This window comes from Thermococcus eurythermalis, assembly GCF_000769655.1.
GTDB classification, from domain to species: Archaea; Methanobacteriota_B; Thermococci; order Thermococcales; family Thermococcaceae; genus Thermococcus; species Thermococcus eurythermalis.
This window is the reverse complement of sequence record NZ_CP008887.1, coordinates 1,939,956-1,955,010: the sequence shown is the minus strand read 5'-3', so window position 1 is coordinate 1,955,010 and position 15,055 is coordinate 1,939,956. Positions and strand designations below refer to the sequence as shown.

Annotated in this window: 21 protein-coding genes; 9 read left to right on the top strand and 12 right to left on the bottom strand. The window is 55.7% G+C overall.

Going from position 1 to position 15,055, the window contains the following annotated elements:
• Both TEU_RS10470 and TEU_RS10465 read left to right on the top strand, forming a co-directional pair.
• Window positions 1-408: a CBS domain-containing protein gene (locus TEU_RS10470; protein WP_050003729.1), complete on the top strand. Its 408-nt coding sequence runs from the start codon at window positions 1-3 to the stop codon at window positions 406-408.
• A 5-nt stretch (window positions 409-413) separates the two neighbouring features.
• The gene (locus TEU_RS10465) at window positions 414-1,928 is read left to right on the top strand and encodes a metallophosphoesterase family protein (RefSeq protein ID WP_174412700.1); all 1,515 of its coding nucleotides are present in this window, start codon (window positions 414-416) and stop codon (window positions 1,926-1,928) included.
• Here TEU_RS10465 and TEU_RS10460 read toward each other — a convergent pair.
• Both TEU_RS10460 and TEU_RS10455 read right to left on the bottom strand, forming a co-directional pair.
• Window positions 1,900-2,760 carry a 2-phosphoglycerate kinase gene (locus tag TEU_RS10460; protein ID WP_050003728.1) on the bottom strand — a complete coding sequence of 287 codons (861 nt, stop codon included), beginning with the start codon at window positions 2,758-2,760 and terminating at the stop codon, window positions 1,900-1,902. The two genes, TEU_RS10465 and TEU_RS10460, sit on opposite strands and share 29 nt — an antisense overlap.
• Window positions 2,757-4,058, bottom strand: coding sequence for a 2,3-diphosphoglycerate synthetase (locus tag TEU_RS10455; protein ID WP_050003727.1), 1,302 nt, complete (start codon window positions 4,056-4,058; stop codon window positions 2,757-2,759). Before TEU_RS10455 ends, TEU_RS10460 begins: the two co-directional genes overlap by 4 nt.
• A 137-nt stretch (window positions 4,059-4,195) precedes the next feature.
• Between TEU_RS10455 and TEU_RS10450 the strand changes: the two genes are divergently transcribed.
• Together TEU_RS10450 and TEU_RS11665 are read left to right on the top strand one after the other, a co-directional pair.
• Entirely contained in the window at window positions 4,196-4,375 is a 180-nt protein-coding gene (locus TEU_RS10450; RefSeq protein WP_050003726.1) for a hypothetical protein, read from the top strand.
• A gap of 91 nt (window positions 4,376-4,466) precedes the next feature.
• On the top strand, window positions 4,467-4,589 hold the full coding sequence (locus tag TEU_RS11665; RefSeq protein ID WP_394297633.1) for a hypothetical protein: 123 nt from the start codon (window positions 4,467-4,469) through the stop codon (window positions 4,587-4,589).
• Between the two features lie 56 nt (window positions 4,590-4,645).
• On the opposite strand, the gene cas4 is transcribed toward TEU_RS11665, so the two are convergent.
• Window positions 4,646-5,311, bottom strand: coding sequence for a CRISPR-associated protein Cas4 (gene cas4, locus TEU_RS10445; protein ID WP_050003725.1), 666 nt, complete (start codon window positions 5,309-5,311; stop codon window positions 4,646-4,648).
• 120 nt (window positions 5,312-5,431) lie between these two features.
• On the bottom strand, window positions 5,432-5,764 hold the full coding sequence (locus TEU_RS10440; protein ID WP_050003983.1) for a hypothetical protein: 333 nt from the start codon (window positions 5,762-5,764) through the stop codon (window positions 5,432-5,434).
• A gap of 89 nt (window positions 5,765-5,853) precedes the next feature.
• Between TEU_RS10440 and taw2 the strand changes: the two genes are divergently transcribed.
• The gene (taw2, locus tag TEU_RS10435; RefSeq protein ID WP_050003724.1) at window positions 5,854-6,699 is read left to right on the top strand and encodes a tRNA(Phe) (4-demethylwyosine(37)-C(7)) aminocarboxypropyltransferase Taw2; all 846 of its coding nucleotides are present in this window, start codon (window positions 5,854-5,856) and stop codon (window positions 6,697-6,699) included.
• A gap of 28 nt (window positions 6,700-6,727) precedes the next feature.
• Window positions 6,728-7,972: an ATP-binding protein gene (locus tag TEU_RS10430; RefSeq protein WP_227738717.1), complete on the top strand. Its 1,245-nt coding sequence runs from the start codon at window positions 6,728-6,730 to the stop codon at window positions 7,970-7,972.
• On the opposite strand, the gene TEU_RS11750 is transcribed toward TEU_RS10430, so the two are convergent.
• From TEU_RS11750 to TEU_RS10420, 3 genes are all read right to left on the bottom strand, one after another.
• Entirely contained in the window at window positions 7,955-8,116 is a 162-nt protein-coding gene (locus TEU_RS11750; protein ID WP_158506646.1) for a hypothetical protein, read from the bottom strand. The genes TEU_RS10430 and TEU_RS11750 overlap by 18 nt on opposite strands.
• Before the next feature lie 33 nt (window positions 8,117-8,149).
• The gene (locus tag TEU_RS10425; protein ID WP_050003722.1) at window positions 8,150-10,051 is read right to left on the bottom strand and encodes an aldehyde ferredoxin oxidoreductase family protein; all 1,902 of its coding nucleotides are present in this window, start codon (window positions 10,049-10,051) and stop codon (window positions 8,150-8,152) included.
• A 301-nt stretch (window positions 10,052-10,352) separates the two neighbouring features.
• Entirely contained in the window at window positions 10,353-11,198 is an 846-nt protein-coding gene (locus tag TEU_RS10420; RefSeq protein ID WP_050003721.1) for a M55 family metallopeptidase, read from the bottom strand.
• A gap of 159 nt (window positions 11,199-11,357) precedes the next feature.
• On the opposite strand from TEU_RS10420, the gene TEU_RS10415 reads away from it, so the two are divergent.
• Window positions 11,358-11,591 (top strand): hypothetical protein, encoded by a 234-nt coding sequence (locus TEU_RS10415; RefSeq protein WP_050003720.1) that lies wholly within the window; start codon window positions 11,358-11,360, stop codon window positions 11,589-11,591.
• An 85-nt stretch (window positions 11,592-11,676) separates the two neighbouring features.
• Here TEU_RS10415 and TEU_RS10410 read toward each other — a convergent pair whose 3' ends face one another.
• From TEU_RS10410 to TEU_RS10395, 4 genes are read right to left on the bottom strand one after another with little or no spacing between them, the layout of a single operon-like run.
• The gene (locus TEU_RS10410) at window positions 11,677-12,435 is read right to left on the bottom strand and encodes a geranylgeranylglyceryl/heptaprenylglyceryl phosphate synthase (protein WP_050003719.1); all 759 of its coding nucleotides are present in this window, start codon (window positions 12,433-12,435) and stop codon (window positions 11,677-11,679) included.
• A 2-nt stretch (window positions 12,436-12,437) separates the two neighbouring features.
• On the bottom strand, window positions 12,438-12,923 hold the full coding sequence (locus tag TEU_RS10405) for a PIN domain-containing protein (RefSeq protein WP_050003718.1): 486 nt from the start codon (window positions 12,921-12,923) through the stop codon (window positions 12,438-12,440).
• Entirely contained in the window at window positions 12,889-13,092 is a 204-nt protein-coding gene (locus TEU_RS10400; RefSeq protein ID WP_050003717.1) for an antitoxin family protein, read from the bottom strand. The genes TEU_RS10405 and TEU_RS10400 overlap by 35 nt, the downstream gene beginning before the upstream one ends.
• Before the next feature lies 1 nt (window position 13,093).
• Window positions 13,094-13,531 (bottom strand): GIY-YIG nuclease family protein, encoded by a 438-nt coding sequence (locus TEU_RS10395; RefSeq protein ID WP_050003716.1) that lies wholly within the window; start codon window positions 13,529-13,531, stop codon window positions 13,094-13,096.
• Between the two features lie 61 nt (window positions 13,532-13,592).
• Here TEU_RS10395 and TEU_RS10390 point away from each other — a divergent pair, with 61 nt between their 5' ends.
• Complete coding sequence (locus tag TEU_RS10390; protein ID WP_050003715.1) at window positions 13,593-13,991, top strand: DUF2095 family protein; 399 nt, start codon at window positions 13,593-13,595, stop codon at window positions 13,989-13,991.
• Between the two features lies 1 nt (window position 13,992).
• On the top strand, window positions 13,993-14,601 hold the full coding sequence (gene trmY / locus TEU_RS10385) for a tRNA (pseudouridine(54)-N(1))-methyltransferase TrmY (RefSeq protein WP_050003714.1): 609 nt from the start codon (window positions 13,993-13,995) through the stop codon (window positions 14,599-14,601).
• Here trmY and TEU_RS10380 read toward each other — a convergent pair.
• Window positions 14,585-15,037, bottom strand: coding sequence for a single- stranded DNA-binding family protein (locus TEU_RS10380; RefSeq protein WP_050003982.1), 453 nt, complete (start codon window positions 15,035-15,037; stop codon window positions 14,585-14,587). The genes trmY and TEU_RS10380 overlap by 17 nt on opposite strands.
• Window positions 15,038-15,055: the final 18 nt, after the last annotated feature.

Here is a 15,055-nt window from a genome sequence, read left to right as displayed (position 1 = left end):
ATGGACGAGAACGCCCCGATTAGAGTGTACATGACGAGAAAGCTAATTGGAGTTTCACCGGACGACCCCGTGAAGAGGGCCTGTGAGGTCATGATGGAGTTCGACATCGGCTCTCTCGTCGTAGTGGAGAACGGCGAAGTCGTGGGCTTCTTCACGAAGACCGACATAATACGGCGCGTGGTCATTCCCGGAAAGCCCAACACGACACCAGTCAGGGAGATAATGACCAAGAAGCTGATTACCGCCGACGCAAACGCTCCTCTCAGGGAAGTCCTTGACACAATGGCCAAGAAGCGGATAAAGCACATTCTCATAAGCGAGAACGGGAAGATTGTGGGAATATTCAGCCTCAGCGACCTTCTGACCGCGAGCAGGCGGAAGCTCGAAACTGCCATAGCGGCGGAGTGACGCATATGATACGGATAGCCCACATAAGCGACACCCACATAACCGGTGAGAGCGCCTACAAAGGCTACGCCTACGACCTCATATCCAACGAAGTGAACCGACTGAACTTCGACTTCGTCGTCCACACTGGAGACGTCACCAATAATGGGCTCCGCGAGGAGTACGAGAGGGCCGAGTATGAGCTCAAAAAGATTCGAAAACCTCTTGTTGTCGTCCCCGGAAACCACGACGTCAGGAACGTGGGCTACGACCTTTTCGAGAAGTTCATAGGGCCCCTTAACGGTGTCTACGAGTTCAAGGACGGGGTTCTTATATGGGTCGACTCGACGATACCCGACCTTAGCGACGGCAGAATTGGAAAGCACAAGTTCCGCTGGCTGAAGAAAAAGCTAGAGGAGTACTCCGACAGGAGAATAAAGATAGTTGCCGCTCATCACCACCTCGTCCCGCTCCCGAACACGGGGCGGGAGAGGAACGTCCTCTACAACGCTGGAGACGTCCTTGACCTGCTCCTCAGGCACGACGTGACTCTCTACCTCTGCGGCCACAAACACGTCCCCAACGTCTACCGGGTCGAAGACCTCGTCGTGGTGAACGCGGGGTGTGCGTCCTGCAGAAAGACGAGGCGGGGAGACGTCAACAGCTACAACATAGTTACAATCCACGACGATGGGAAGGCCGAAGTCACGATAAGGCGCCTGACGGGTGAGGAAGTTAGAGCGGAACACAAGCCAGTAAGACCAAAGCTCTTCGTTCCGAGGGGGAAGAGGCTCTTCAGGATAGTCCAGCTCAGCGAGACCAAGGTCTCGGACAGGGTCTATTTCAGGAGAAAAGTCCTCGAGAACGTCGTGAACTTGATAAACGACAATCTGAAGCCGGATCTTGTTATCCACAACGGCGACCTCGTTGACATGGGCATCGAGCGGAACTTCCAGAAGGCTGTCGAGTTCTGGGAGAAGATTGAGGCACCCAAACTAATTGTGCCAGGCCACAGCGACATGACGTATCTTGGCTATGAACTCTTTCCCGAGTACTTTGGAGAGCCAGAAACGGTCTCCATGGGGGAGTTTACGTTCATTCCAGTATCAACACCCCAGTACGAGACGGAGATAGGCGTGGTCGGCAGGTTCGGTCAGAAGAAACTTGAAAAAGAAATTGAGAACGCGGAGAACTTCAAGGTCGTCTTCATGCACCACAACGTCGTCCCGATTCCGAAGAGCAGGGAGCGCGGCTTTCTTGAGGACGCCGGCGACGTGCTGAAGCTCCTGACGGAGAAGGGCGTGGAGCTTGTCCTCACAGGGCACGGGGGCAACGCCTTCGCGGTTCGCGTTGAAAGGACGATAATCATAAACGCGGGTTCCGTCAGCTGGGAGCTCCACAGGAACCCCTTCGGAAACAGCTTCAACGTAATAGACATCTACCCCTGCATGGTGATAGCCTTCGAAGTCCAGGCGACCTGGGGAAGCAGGAGGCTCCTTGGAGTGTGGAAGCTCAAAGGGCCTCGCGCAGGCGGTTCATGAGGTCTTCCATTATCTCCTCAACCGTCTTTTCTAGCTCAACGTTCTCTATGACCTTCACCCCGTGCTCTCTGGCTTTCTCCACTATGTAGTCCTGGAGCAACAGTATTTCCTCGAGGTGTTTAATGTAGTACTCCGCCGGCCGCTTGCTGTAGCGGGAGCGCTCGTAGAAGTGGCTTTCAAGGACTTTCCTGTCGCTCACGGCCAGGACGTACATGAAGGTGTTCTCTCCGGGCTCTATAAACCCAGGCACTAGGTGGATTCCCTCGATTATGGCGTTCATGCCCTCGCGCTGAGCCCTGTCAAGAACGGCCTTAACTCCCACCGAGACGTGTCTCACTTGGTTTTCAAAACCCTCGATTATACCGCCTGAGCCCTTCAGCGTGCGCCACGCCATGAAGGAGGAGGCGTGGAGGTCGGGCAACAGCTCCTTCGCGATTATCTTCCTCATGACTTCCCTTACTGTGTCAGTCCCGATTATGGTCCTTATCGACAGCCTGAACGCCAGCTCCGTGGCTATGGTGGACTTTCCAACGCCGGTAACGCCCCCAAGGAGGACAACGAGCGGAATCTTTTTGCGCTTGAACTCGCGCCAGAAAAGGTAGCGCTCGGCTTCCTTCTTAAGGCCGTGCTCAAGGAGCTTCTTGTAAGTGAGCTCCCTTATCTCTTCCGTGCTCACAAAACGCTTTCTCCTCCTGATAAGCTCCATCTGGACTTCGTGTGCTATGACGTAGGCTGTTCCGACGTCAACGCCCGCCAGGGTTATAGAGCGAGTGAGGATTCCCCTCGAAAACGGCAGCTGGATTTTCTTTTCTGGGTCTATGACGACCATCATCTTCCCGTCACCCTCCTGGCAAGCTCCAGGACGGCTTCACGCAGGTTCTTGCCGTCCACGTTCTCGGGCTCGTTGGCGAGGTAGATTACCTCAATGTCCCGCCCAAGGGCCCACTTCGTTACGACGTCAACCGCCGCTGCCTTTAGTTCAACGAGGACTGCATCAACGCTTCCTTCCCCTTCGAGCCTTTCAAGGTCTTTCCTGAGGGCGGGCCTCCTTGAGAGGTTTCCGCTTGTAAAGACGACCTCTGCACCCATGCCCTCGATGTCCCCAACTGCCTCGCCAGCGGCTTTCTCTAACGTCATGAAGAGAGCGACCCTCTTTTCTGAGACGTCCCCAAGGGGCTTCGGCACAAACCGGACCAAGTGGACGTCGGCCTTAGGGTTGACTTTTTCTATGAAGTCAGCGAACTCCCTGGCCTTTTTCGGCTCAACGTCCGCCATCGTAATTACGGCGATGTCCGCCAGCCCAATCCGGAAGGGCCCGAAGAAGCCCTCTACCGTCTCCCTCGGCTGGAGGGTGCTGAGGACTGTGATGTACCCGTCTGCCCTCACGGGAGGAATCGTGGCGCCACTGCCCTCCGCGACGATGATATCGTGGGGAAGCTCCTCGGCGAGCTTTATCCCCTCGTGGACTATGTGGAAGAACGGGAATCCCGCCATTCCCCCTCCACAGCGACGGCACCCGACGGTCGTTACCCCCGCGACGAGGGCGTCCTCGTAGTGGTCCGAAGCGGCGTGCTTGCCCATCTCCGCGAGTTTTAGGAGGTTCTCGGGGGTCAGCTCTTCCCTCTCGCCGTCTATGAGCTCGGGCTCTTCCGGGCCCCCTCTGCCCATCGTAACAACCACGGGCCGGTATTTCTCCTTCAAGACCCTCGCAACGAAGCCGCCCACTGCGGTCTTTCCAACGCGTTTTCCAAGGCCGAGAATGCTTATGGTTGGCTTCTTTGGCCGTATAAGCTCCCCGGGAGTGAACGCGAAGTCCGCGCCCCTGTATGCAACTCCCCTGCGCAGGCATATCGAGGCTATCCTAAACCTCATTTCGTAGTCCACAACCGGCTCGTCGCTCAGGTCGACTACCTCATCGATATCGTTCTCGGAGAGGGCCAGCTCAATGGCTCTCAGGGGATCGCCCCCAAAGTAAATCCTAACCCCGAGCTCTTCTTCAAGCCTTTCGGGCGAGCCTATCTTCTCGCTACCGCCGAGAAACACGGCACAGCACACATTTCCAAGTCTCTCCAGTGCCCAGCGCGTTACGGGAGGATAGTGCTCTCCATCGATTAGAGCGAGCCTCCTCATTTTCTCTACCCCATATCCGGTTACGTGTGGTTGATTTAACCTTTTCCGTTCTTCCGGGCGCGCTCGGAGGAGAAAAGTTATAAAGGGGGACGGTGAACTAAGGGTGGCCTTACGGGCCGTAGAAGGAGGTGTGTAAAATGGCTGAGATGCTTGTTAAGTCCAAGGTTAAGGAGCTCGTTAAGAACCTCGATCCCGAGATGAGGGTCAGCCCGGAGTTCTACGACGCCCTTGAGGAGGAGCTCAAGGTTCTCGTCGAGAAGGCCGTCAAGAGGGCCAAGGCCGAGGGCAGGAAGACCCTCTACGCCAGGCACGTTTGATGCCCTTTTCTTTCCTTCCAAAGCCTTTTATTGATTGGTTCTTGGTTTCTGGTATCATAGCATTGAAGGAACCCGGAGATTCCGTTCATCCTTGCCTCAAAAGCTCGCCCTGAACCTCGTGCTCCTTCGGGCCCTTATAGCTGAACTCTACAACCGCAGGCTCATTGAGGCGGTGGTTGATAACGGGCTCAGGTGGGTTGTGATGGGGGTGTAGCTTTGCGGTCACCAACCTCAAAGATTGGCCAGAAATTTGTGATTACCACACAAAATTCACTCTTCTCCAGGATAGCACAGGTAGCGGTAGGGGCAAAAGCGACAGGCGTAGCTTCTCCAGCCTTCTGGGGGTTTCCCCTTTTCGTAGGCCTTCTTCACCGAGTAGAAGTGCCTGAGCGTTTCCTTGAAGAGCTTGCCGTCGTAGGGGATTTCAAACGCCTTAAAGTTCGGCCCCTTGATGACCGGAAAGTTCGACATGTCGAGCTTGCCGATTATTTTCGTGGGCTCTTCGTGGAGCTTAATATAGTATAGGTATCCGTATTCGGCCTCGGCCCAGCGGAGGTAGACGTTGAGCTGGGCCAGGTGGTAGTCGTAGGGCACCTTCGGGAGGCTGGTCTTGCCCTTAATCTCGATGGGAAACTCCCTGAAGGCGTCAATCCTGCCGTGAATCTCAAAGCCGAGCTTCCTTGAGCGGAGGACGAGATGCCTCTCAAGTTCGAAGCCAAAGCGTCTGCTCAGAATCTGCCCGAGAATTTCGTGGGTTTTAACCCCCTGATTGAGCCTAACCCTCACGTTCTCGGGCCATCTCTGGGGGTAGCCCTTCAGCCGGAAGTATATCCTCCTCGGACAGGTCAGGGCTTCGCTCGCGTAGAACTCTATCAGCCCGTCGTTTTCAGCACTTCCGTTGTTCTCCACGCCTCTTCCCTCCAGCGGGCGGGTCATCAGCCCGCGAACCTCGCCGCCCTTGCGTCAGCTAATACCGACGTCATCACAGTTCAGACTGGGCAAGGGTCGTCATCCGCGAAGGAAGGTAGAAGGGAAGAATTTAAAGCTTCCGCTGGCTCAAAGAACCATACGTCTCTTCCTTTTAATAGAATAGCTAAGCCCGTATGCCGGCCAGATGCTCGGGGGTTGCTCGTAGTGGTGGAGGTTCCTCAAAATCTTCTCGGCGGACTTCTTGTTCTTTGCCCTGACCCTCAATACCCCCCGGTCCAGCTCAACGACCCCGTCGGCGAGGTTGAGCACCAGCTTTGAGCCCTTTACATCGGGCCTGGCCCGCATGAGAAGCCTGCGGTATTCCTCGTACGCCTCTTCGCTCAGCCTCTGCTCAAGAAGTGCCTCTTCCCTCTTAAAGAGCCTTGAAAACAGCCCACTACTCGGGGGCTCGTCCTCCATATCCATCATCGACCTCCGATGGTTCTCATTTTAAATCCGTCCTTTAAGTTTTTAAAGCTTTCTTATCGCTTTTTGACGAAGGGAGAAATATGCGCGCAAGGAGAACCCAGGTCATAAAGCCCCGCATACGGGAGATACTCTCGAAGGAGCTTCCGGCCGGGCTGGTTAATTTGCTCCCCAAGCACTGGGTCCAGATTGGCGACGTCCTGATTCTGCCCCTCCGGCCGGAGCTTGAGCCCTATAAACACAGGATAGCCGAGGTTTACGCGGAAGTTTTAGGCGTTAAAACCGTCCTCAGGAAGGGCCACATACACGGCGAAACCAGGAAGCCGGACTACGAGGTTCTCTACGGCGGGGACACCGTTACCGTTCACGTTGAGAACGGCGTCAAATACAAGCTTGACGTGGCGAAGGTCATGTTCTCACCGGCCAACGTCAAGGAGCGCGTCAGAATGGCGGAGGTGGCGAGACCGGGCGAGCTGGTCGTTGACATGTTCGCGGGAATAGGCCATCTAAGCCTCCCTATGGCCGTCCACAAGGGGGCGAGGGTCATAGCGATTGAAAAGGACCCCTACACATTCCGCTTTTTGGTGGAAAGCATCTGGCTGAACAACGTCCAGGACCTGATGACGCCCTACAACATCGACAACCGCAACTTTCCTGCTGAAAACATAGCCGACAGGGTTTTGATGGGCTACGTCGTGAAGACTGCCGAGTTCATACCGAAGGCCTTAAGCATAGCGAAGGACGAGGCGATTATCCATTACCACAACACCGTTCCCGAGAGGTTGATGCCCGATGAGCCCTTTGCGACCTTCAGGGGGATAGCGAGAGAATATGGCTACGAGGCCGAGAAGCTTAACGAGCTGATTATCAAGCGCTACGCCCCCGGCGTCTGGCACGTGGTCGTTGACGTTAGGGTGTTTAAGCGTTAGGCTTTTAAGAATAGGCAAAATTAGTATAATGGTGGTTATACTAATGGTTATTATAGAAAGGTCCGAACTCGACGTTGCCCTCAAAGCAAAGTGGTTGCTCCTCTACGGGCGCAGAAAGACGGGAAAGACGTTCTACGTCCGCGAGAAGAGTAAGTACGCGAGGTATTTCATCGTTACGAGGGGCTCGGAGCTCATTGATGTCGAGAACGGGGAGAGAATGACCCTTGACGAATTCATGAAGTTTCTTCCGCTCCTCCTCCAAACAGGCCGGATAGTCGTTGACGAGTTTCACCGCCTCGGGGAACCGTTCTTCTCGCTTCTCCAGGGCCTGTCTGGAAAGGGTGAACTGACCCTCATAACCTCGACGAGACACTACTTCAAGAAGTTCCTCGGGGAGAGCAGTCCGTTGCTGGGCCTCTTCCACGCCCATGAGGTTGGCCTCGTCAGGCCTTCTGACGCCCTGAAGTTCGTTCACTCCATTGGTTTTGAAGGCAAGCCCCTCGTAGAGCTCGCCGTTCTCGTTCAGGAACCGTGGCTCACCCCTACGGTGGAATCCTACGGCGTCGAAACCTTTGACGTCCTCGGTACCGTTCTCAAGGACTACGTTCCCGGCCTCGTGGGTGAAATATTCACTGAGGAGGAGCGCGAGCTTACCAAGAGATACTGGGCAATCCTCGAAGCCGTTGCCGGGGGAAAGGTAAGCACGGGGGAAATAGTGGGGGAGCTATCTTCTCGGGGATTGATGGAGAACGCTTCTCCAGGAGCCGTTGCACCATACCTCGAAACCCTCGCTGGAATGGGATTGCTTGAGAGAATCCCGGTCTTCGGAAAGAGGAGAAGGGTCTACCGCTACCGCCACGTATCACCCCTTGTGGACTTCGCGTACTATCTGAACGCAAAGTACGGTTTCTTCGAGACTGGTCTACCTCAAAAAACCGTCCGCAGATTGCTGGAGGAAAAACTGCCCAACTATGTGGAGGTGTTCTTTGAACGGCTCCTCTCTCAGCACTACGGCCTTCAGCCCGTTAGGATTGAGAAGCCTGAGCTTGAGCTCGACGTTGCCCTCGTGAAGAACAGGAAGCTTTACTTGGTCGCCGAGGTCAAGTGGAAGGAGAAGCTTAAAGAGCGGGACATTAGAAAGGCTGAAAACAAATTTGAGAGCGCTGGGGCTGAGGTTAACCTCTTCGTCGTCCCGGACAGGAGCATTCTCCCAAGAGAGCCCGAGAACGCAAGGGTCTTCGACTGGAGGGACGCTTTAGCGCTCTCCCCATAACGGCTCCCAGTCGTCGCAGACGAAGTTCATGTGGACGGTCTTCATGTGCTTCCTGCACATCCCGTAGGTCAGAAAGTAGGAGTCAATCGGCCCGAACCAGCGGCAGTTCTTGCAGGCCTTGAGCCTCTCGTCCATTTTGCTCACCGGGAAGAATAAGAAGGGAGGGGATAAAAACCTTCAGATTCCCGCTCCAATGTCGTCCGCGATGTCCGGCAGGTCGAGGGCCATAAGCTTGGCCTTGGTCGGGATTCCGTCCCTGCTCCATCCGCGAGCCTGGTAGTACTCGTCAAGCATCCTGTCGAGCTCCCATGGCGGGACGTGGAGGCCCTTGCTCGGGCCCTCAGGAATCGGCTCCCACATAATCCTGTACGGGAGCGTGTCGTCCTTCCTGGTGAAGCCCTCGCGGACGTTGAAGGCGCGAGCGATGTTCATTATCCTCTCGCCGATGACCATCAGCTCGGCCTCGCCGATGTTCATGCCTGTGACAGCCTCGACGAGATCTGGGAAGCCCTCAAGGAAGTACATGTGCCTTGAGAACTTGCACGTTCCCGTTGCATCGTAGATTGCCATGAGGTTCTCGTGGAAGGCAATCTCGAATCCCTTGTTCTCGCCCTTGGTCCTGTCAACGCCCTCGAACTTCCACCACTTGCCAACGAGCTCGGTTCCGTAGGCACCGCTCGTGAGGTGGTCGGCACCGCGGACGTTGGCCGCGAAGGCGAGAGCCATTCCCTTGATTCCCCTGACGTCGTACGCTGGGGGCTCCATGCCCTTGACGTGGAGCGCAAACTTCTCGCTTCCCCTGCCGAGCCTCTCGCTTGCCCTCTTGACACCGTCGGCGAGAAGCTTTCCGAGGTTACCCTCGCGGTAGGCCATCTTCTTGAGCGCCTCCACAGCGGCCTCGCCGTTTCCAAAGGTCAGCTCGAGGCCGTCCGCCTCTTCCTTGGTGAGAAGTCCACGCTCGTAGGCCTCCATGGCCCAGGCGATGGTGACACCCGCTGAAATCGTGTCGAGACCGAGCTCGTCAGCGAGGTAGTTGAGATACGCGACGGTCTCGAAGTCGTCGAGCTCAAGGACTCCGCCGAAGGAGTAGAGGGTCTCGTACTCGGGACCGTCCACCATGAAGGTGCCCCACTTCTCGCTCTCGACTTTGACGTACTGGCTGCACGGCTTGTTACAGAGCGGGCACGGCCTCCTGCCGGCGCGGTACTTCGGTGCCCAGAAGTACGGGTCAAGGCCTATGTGCTCCCTGCCCTCCTCCTTGGCCTTCTCGTAGGCCTTCTTGAAGAAGCCCATCTGCCAGTTCCTGGTCGGGAAGGTTCCCCTCTCCCTGTTCATCCAGTCGAGGAACTCACCGCTTCCGTACTCCATGTCCGCCTTGGTCGCGGGGTGGTCCTTGAAGACGAGCGCCCACTTCTTGATGAGCTCGCGGAGCTTCTCAGGCTCGGCAATCGGTACCTTCTTGGTTCCCTTGACGAGGATTCCCTTGAGCTTCTTGCTTCCGAGAACTGCACCAGGGCCACCGCGAGCGGCCTGCCTCTCGTCGGTGTCTATGATTGAGATGAGGCTGAGGTTCTCTCCAGCGGGGCCAATGAAAGCGGTGGCGAAGCCCGGATACTCCTCCTTAGCCTTCTTCCTTGCCTCGCCGGTGGTGAGGCCCCAGTACTCCTTGGCCGGGACGAGCTTAACGTCATCGTCTTCAATCACGAGAAGAACGGGCTCCTCGCTCTTGCCCTCGATAATGAGGACGTCGTAGCCGGCCTTCTTAAGCTCCTCACCCATCTTCGCTCCTGCCATCGCTCTGCCGTAACCGCCGGTGAGCGGGCTCTTGAAGTTGAACGCTGTCTTTGAGCCGGTTCCGATTCCCGTGGCAACGAAGAGACCAGGGGTTATAATCATCTTGTTCTCAGGTCCGAGGGGGTCTACCTTTGCGGGAACCTCGTCGTAGAGAAGTCTCGTTCCAAATCCAACGCCGCCGAGGTACTTCCTCGGGAACTCCTCCGGGAGAGGCTCGACCTTAATCTCTCCTGTCGTCAGGTTGACCCTCAGAATCTTTCCCCAATAGCCACCCTTGGCTTCCATCAATATCACCTCGAAGAATTTTCGGCTCGGAGGATATAAGGTCTTCGAAAAAGGATATAGTTGACGAGATAAGGATAGTTAAGCCCATTTGTTAACTTGAATGAACTTTCACATACATTGGGATTAAGCTCTGTCAGCGGAGGTCTAATTTGGGCCGGCTGTCTGAAGTATGACATCGCGCTCTCCAGAAGAGGGTGAAGGATGTGCCCCCGGGGAGCGAAGGGGAATCACGGCTCGCCGAGGCGCTCATCCCCCGCGGTTTCCCGGGGGCACTCTTAATTTCGAGGGCGGGCTTAAATCGTTAGCGGTTCACTATCGAGGTGACGCCCGCGGCCGCGAACACGAGGACCTCAAAGGTCTTGTAGGCCTCTTCGACGCTCTTTGCTTCAAAGCGGACGGTCTTTCCGTCGAGCCTCTCGACGAAGGGCAACAGCCCGGCGACTTCCGCGTGGGCGCTGTTGAGGAAGCGGAGCTTGACCTCGACCGGCGTTTTGGTCTTCAGCGGCTTAACCTCTCCGCGCTCGAGGCGCCTGAATGCCTCAATGGTTCCCTCGCGGAGAAGCTTCTTTATTCCCTCCATTCCAGGGCTCACTGCCGAATACCTGCCGAAGCTCTCCTTTATCGGGACGCCAACGGCCCACGGGAGGTGGTTCTTAACGTCGGTCTCTATCAACGCTTTGTCCCCGGCGACCATGGCAACGGGGACGCCCCACTCTCCGAGCAGGTATGCGTTGAGGATTGTCTCGCTGACCTCGACCCCGTTCACCTCAAGCCTGTCAACGGTGGCCCCGCTGTAGGTGTGGTCGAAGGTCGCGCCTGCGGTTCCGGCTTTGGTGTGGTACCCGAGGAACATCGCGAAGTCCGCGCCCTTTCCTCCGGCGACCATGCTTAGGGGCCTCGGGAAGCCCCTTACCAGCCGGACGTATCCGGGCATTTCCTCCACGATGATGTTCACCATCGGCCCGTGGCTGTCTGCTACGACGATCTCATCAACACCAAGCTCGTCGTGGAGTGTGCTCGCGACGGCCATCACAACTTCCGTCGCTATCTTCCTGGCCTCCGCATAGAGGGCGCCCTTCACGAAGAGGTGCTCCCTGCTGACGACGTGTGGGAGCCCCTCAAGGTCGAGGGAGATAAACGCTCTCATAGGTACCACCAGAGAATAATGGAAACGTTATGATAAAAACTTTACCGAAGGCTTGCCGTTTTCGATAACTGTCGGGAATATTTTTGGCGAAGAACGATAATTCTCGCTCATGAAAAAGGTTTTATAGGACTTTTTTCTAATAATAAAACGGTGATGAATATGCAAATCCTTGAAGTGGACCTCAAAATCCCCTACCGTGAAAGGGGGAACATTTTAGGCCGTCTTCTATCCAAGGTGTCGGGCAGGATTAGGGACATACACTTCCACCCGCCCGACGCGAGGGGTATGTCCGAGATCAAGATGGAGCTTGTGGGGGGCATAGACCTCGCTCAGGAGCTTAAGAAGCTTGTAAAAGAAGGAAAGATATCCTTCAAGGTGCTCTCCGAGGCCTGACGTTTCTCTTTTCAAGCCTCGTCCTTTATGGAAGTAAGTCGGCTTTTCTTATTGTGTCCTGTGAGATGAAAGTGGAAGAAAACGATTATCCCTTAACCCCTGAGTTCAGCTCCTCCAGCTTCTCCTTCGCTTTCTCAATTGAACCGGCTTTCTCTATTGCTGTTCCGGTGACGATGATGTCCGCTCCGGCCTCGACGGCCTGCCTTGCCTGCTCCTTCGTCCTTATTCCACCGCCAACGATGAGTGGGACGTCTATAACGCGCTTAACGAGGGCAATCATCTCGGGCGGAACGGGCTGCGGTGCCCCACTACCCGCTTCAAGGTAAACGAGGCGCATGCCAAGGTACTGGCCGGCTAAGGCGTACGCGGCGGCGATCTTCGGCTTGTGCCTCGGTATCGGCTTCGCATCGCCGACCCAGCCGACGGTCTCTCCGGGCTCGATGATGAGGTACGCCATCGGAATAGGCTCTATGCCGTAGCGCTTGACCGTAAAGGCCCCCAATGCCTGAGAGCCAGTTATGAAGAATGGGTTTCTTGAGTTGAGGAGGCTCATGAAGAATATCGCGTCCGCGTACTTGCTTATCCCGCCGTGCGAGCCTGGGAAGAGGATAACCGGCAGGCCTGAGGACTCCTTTATTGCTTTAACAACTCCGTCGAGCACTTCACCTTCTGCCCCAGTCGAGCCGCCGACCATTATTGCATCAACGCCAATTTCTTCGCTCATCTCGGCTATTTTACCGGCTGTCCCCGGCGGGACGTCGTCGGGGTCGAGGAGGACGAAGTGGAGCTTCTCATTTTTCAGCTTCTCGTGAATGTAGCGCTCAACCTTACCTATTTCGAGCATCTTTATCCCTCCAAAAATTCTTTAATCGTGTCGTCGTCAGTTGATTCTTCAATTAAGAGGCAGGGGACACCCAAATTCTTTGAATGTGTGCAGAGTGCTTTGTCGCGGGTTATCAGGCGGTAGCCTCTCGCAAGGGCAAGGGCCAGAAAATATGTATCGAATCCAGAAGGTGCGACGATGGAGGCTGTTTCCTTGGCAGTTTCATAGATTTTATCCTCTGAGACCACTTCAAACGACGTTTCAACGGCGTTTCCAAGCCTAACAGCCAGGGTTATGTCTCCTGTTATCCTTTTCACAACACTTATAACTTCAACGACGGCTACTCTGGGGACTGCAACGTTTTTTTCCTTTAACAGGCCGAGCACTAGTCTGCATTTCTTGAGAAGGGCTTCTCTGCTTTTAACTTGAGGATAGTCCTTTCCATAAAAGAAGGCCCCCACTATGACGTTGGTGTCAATAACGAACCCTTTTCCTCCCCCTGACATCATCAAGCACTTCCTCGACGTTTGCCTCGACGGGGATTCCCTCAATCTCTTCAAGCAGGTCCCATATCGTCTCGCCCACGATGACCCTAACTTTTGCCCCCTTGGGGAGGTTAACCTTCTTTAGGGGTCTGAACGTCTTGCCGTCGTAGACGGCCTCGATGACAGTTCCCATACTACCACCGTATTTCCGTTATTTCTTCATCGCTTTTAACGGTTTTCCAGTCCAGGCCCATTCCCTTAAGGATTCCCTCTAGAGTCCCGTCCGGCTCGTCATCAAAGCGGTAGAGGTTCGTGCCAACCTTAACGTCCCCGGCCCCAAAGCCTGGAACGGGCTCGCCGAAGCGGGAAACTTCCAGCGAGAGCTTCTCCTCAAGCTTGACCTCGCTGGGAATCAGGTACGCCCTCAGAAGCCCCGCCTCCTTTAGGAGGTAGTCTATGTGCCAGTGAAGCTTTTTCTCCTTCCGGAAATGCCTCGCGACGCGCTTTTCGAGGGAGTTCATGGCCGAACCAACGTAAACGTAGTAACCGGGCCTGAGCTCGAAGGCTCTTCCCTTTGTCCGTATCACCTTCTCCCTATCGAGCCTGATTATGAGGAAGTAGGAACCCTTCATATCCGCCCCTCCCACTGAGAGTTTATAAACCCACGGTCCGACCTGGGGTTAGGTGCGGGGTATGGTTAAAGAGAAGGAGAGAAAGGAAAAGAGAAGGGCCGTTGATGATTTCGCCTGGCAGGAGTACGACAGGGAGGAGTTTGAGAAGAAGTTCCCGGCCCTTGCAAGGGAGCTTGAAGAGGGGGGAATCCCGATAGACGCGTTCAGGACCGACGAGGAAGAGGGAGAGGAGCTCACCGAGCCGATGGACTTCTCGGGCTATGAGCCTACGGTGATAGACTTCCTCAGGCGGTGCGAGACCGACGAAGAGGCTCTAGAGATAATCAACTGGATGGAGAGCAGGGGCGAGATAACGCCTGAGATTGCGAAAGAACTGAGGATAACGCTCGCCAAGAAGGGAGTGAGGGCCTTCGGGCCGAAGAAGGAGTGGGGCTGGTACGAGAGGCACGGGAGGGGGTGAGTTGAGAACCTTCATAATCAAGGCCAACAAGGCTAAAACGAGCCCCGACTTCAAGCTGAGCGATTTACCTGGCACGAGCGGAAGGATAGACGTCCTCTGCAGGTTTCTCAACTCGGCCTTTTTGCTCTCCCACGGCCTCCGGAAAAATGTCCGCGTCTGGCTCCTCCTGTACGGCCCGCCGAACCCGCCGAAGGCGATACGCTTCGAGGGGCCCCAGCTTAAAGTTCGCCTCAACCCGGACGAGAGGAGCACGGCGAAGCTTATAATGAAGGCCCTCAAGGCCGGTGAGGGACTGAAAGAGCCTGGGAAGGAGGTTGAGGTTTACCCCGGCCTCTACGTGAGCAACCGAACTTTTGAAGACGTCATCAGGCTGACGCTCAAGAACTCGACCCTCTACTACCTCCACGAGGAGGGAAAGCCGATAGAGAAGGCCTCCTTCGGGAGCAACGTCGCCTTCGTCCTCGGCGACCACGAGGGACTGAGCCGGGAGGACGAGACATTCTTAGCGGGAATAGCGGAAAAGGTGAGCGTCGGGAAAAAGAGCTATCTCGCCTCGCACGTCGTCGCCTACGTCAACATCTTCCTTGACTCGCTCACTCCTCCGCCCTGAGCTTCAGGGAAGTGTGCTCCTGCTTCAGCTCCTCAATCCTCTCGATTAGCTCGTCCGTGAGCTTCTTGAGGTTGAGGGCAACCTCTTCGATGGCCTTGATCTTCTCCTCCAGTTCCCTCTCGCGCTCCTCCACTTCCTCCATCGCCTTCGCGAGCCTCTCTTCTTCACCCTTCCTGTAGACCTCAATCCTGAGAGAGTCATAGTCCCAGACGATGGAGCCGTCCTTGATTCGGAAATCGACGGTAATCCTCACAACGTCCTCCTTCGAGACGTTGAGCCTCTGAAACTCCTCGAAAATCCTCTGGTTGAGCTCGGCCGAGGCGCGGATAATCTCCTTTGGCTCGACTTTCTTCCTAGCCAGGGCGAATAGAACGCGCCTTACCTTGTGCGCGTACCCGCTTGCCCGGACGTAACCGGTGCTCAGCTTCACGGCCATCACCAAAAGTTTATTCAA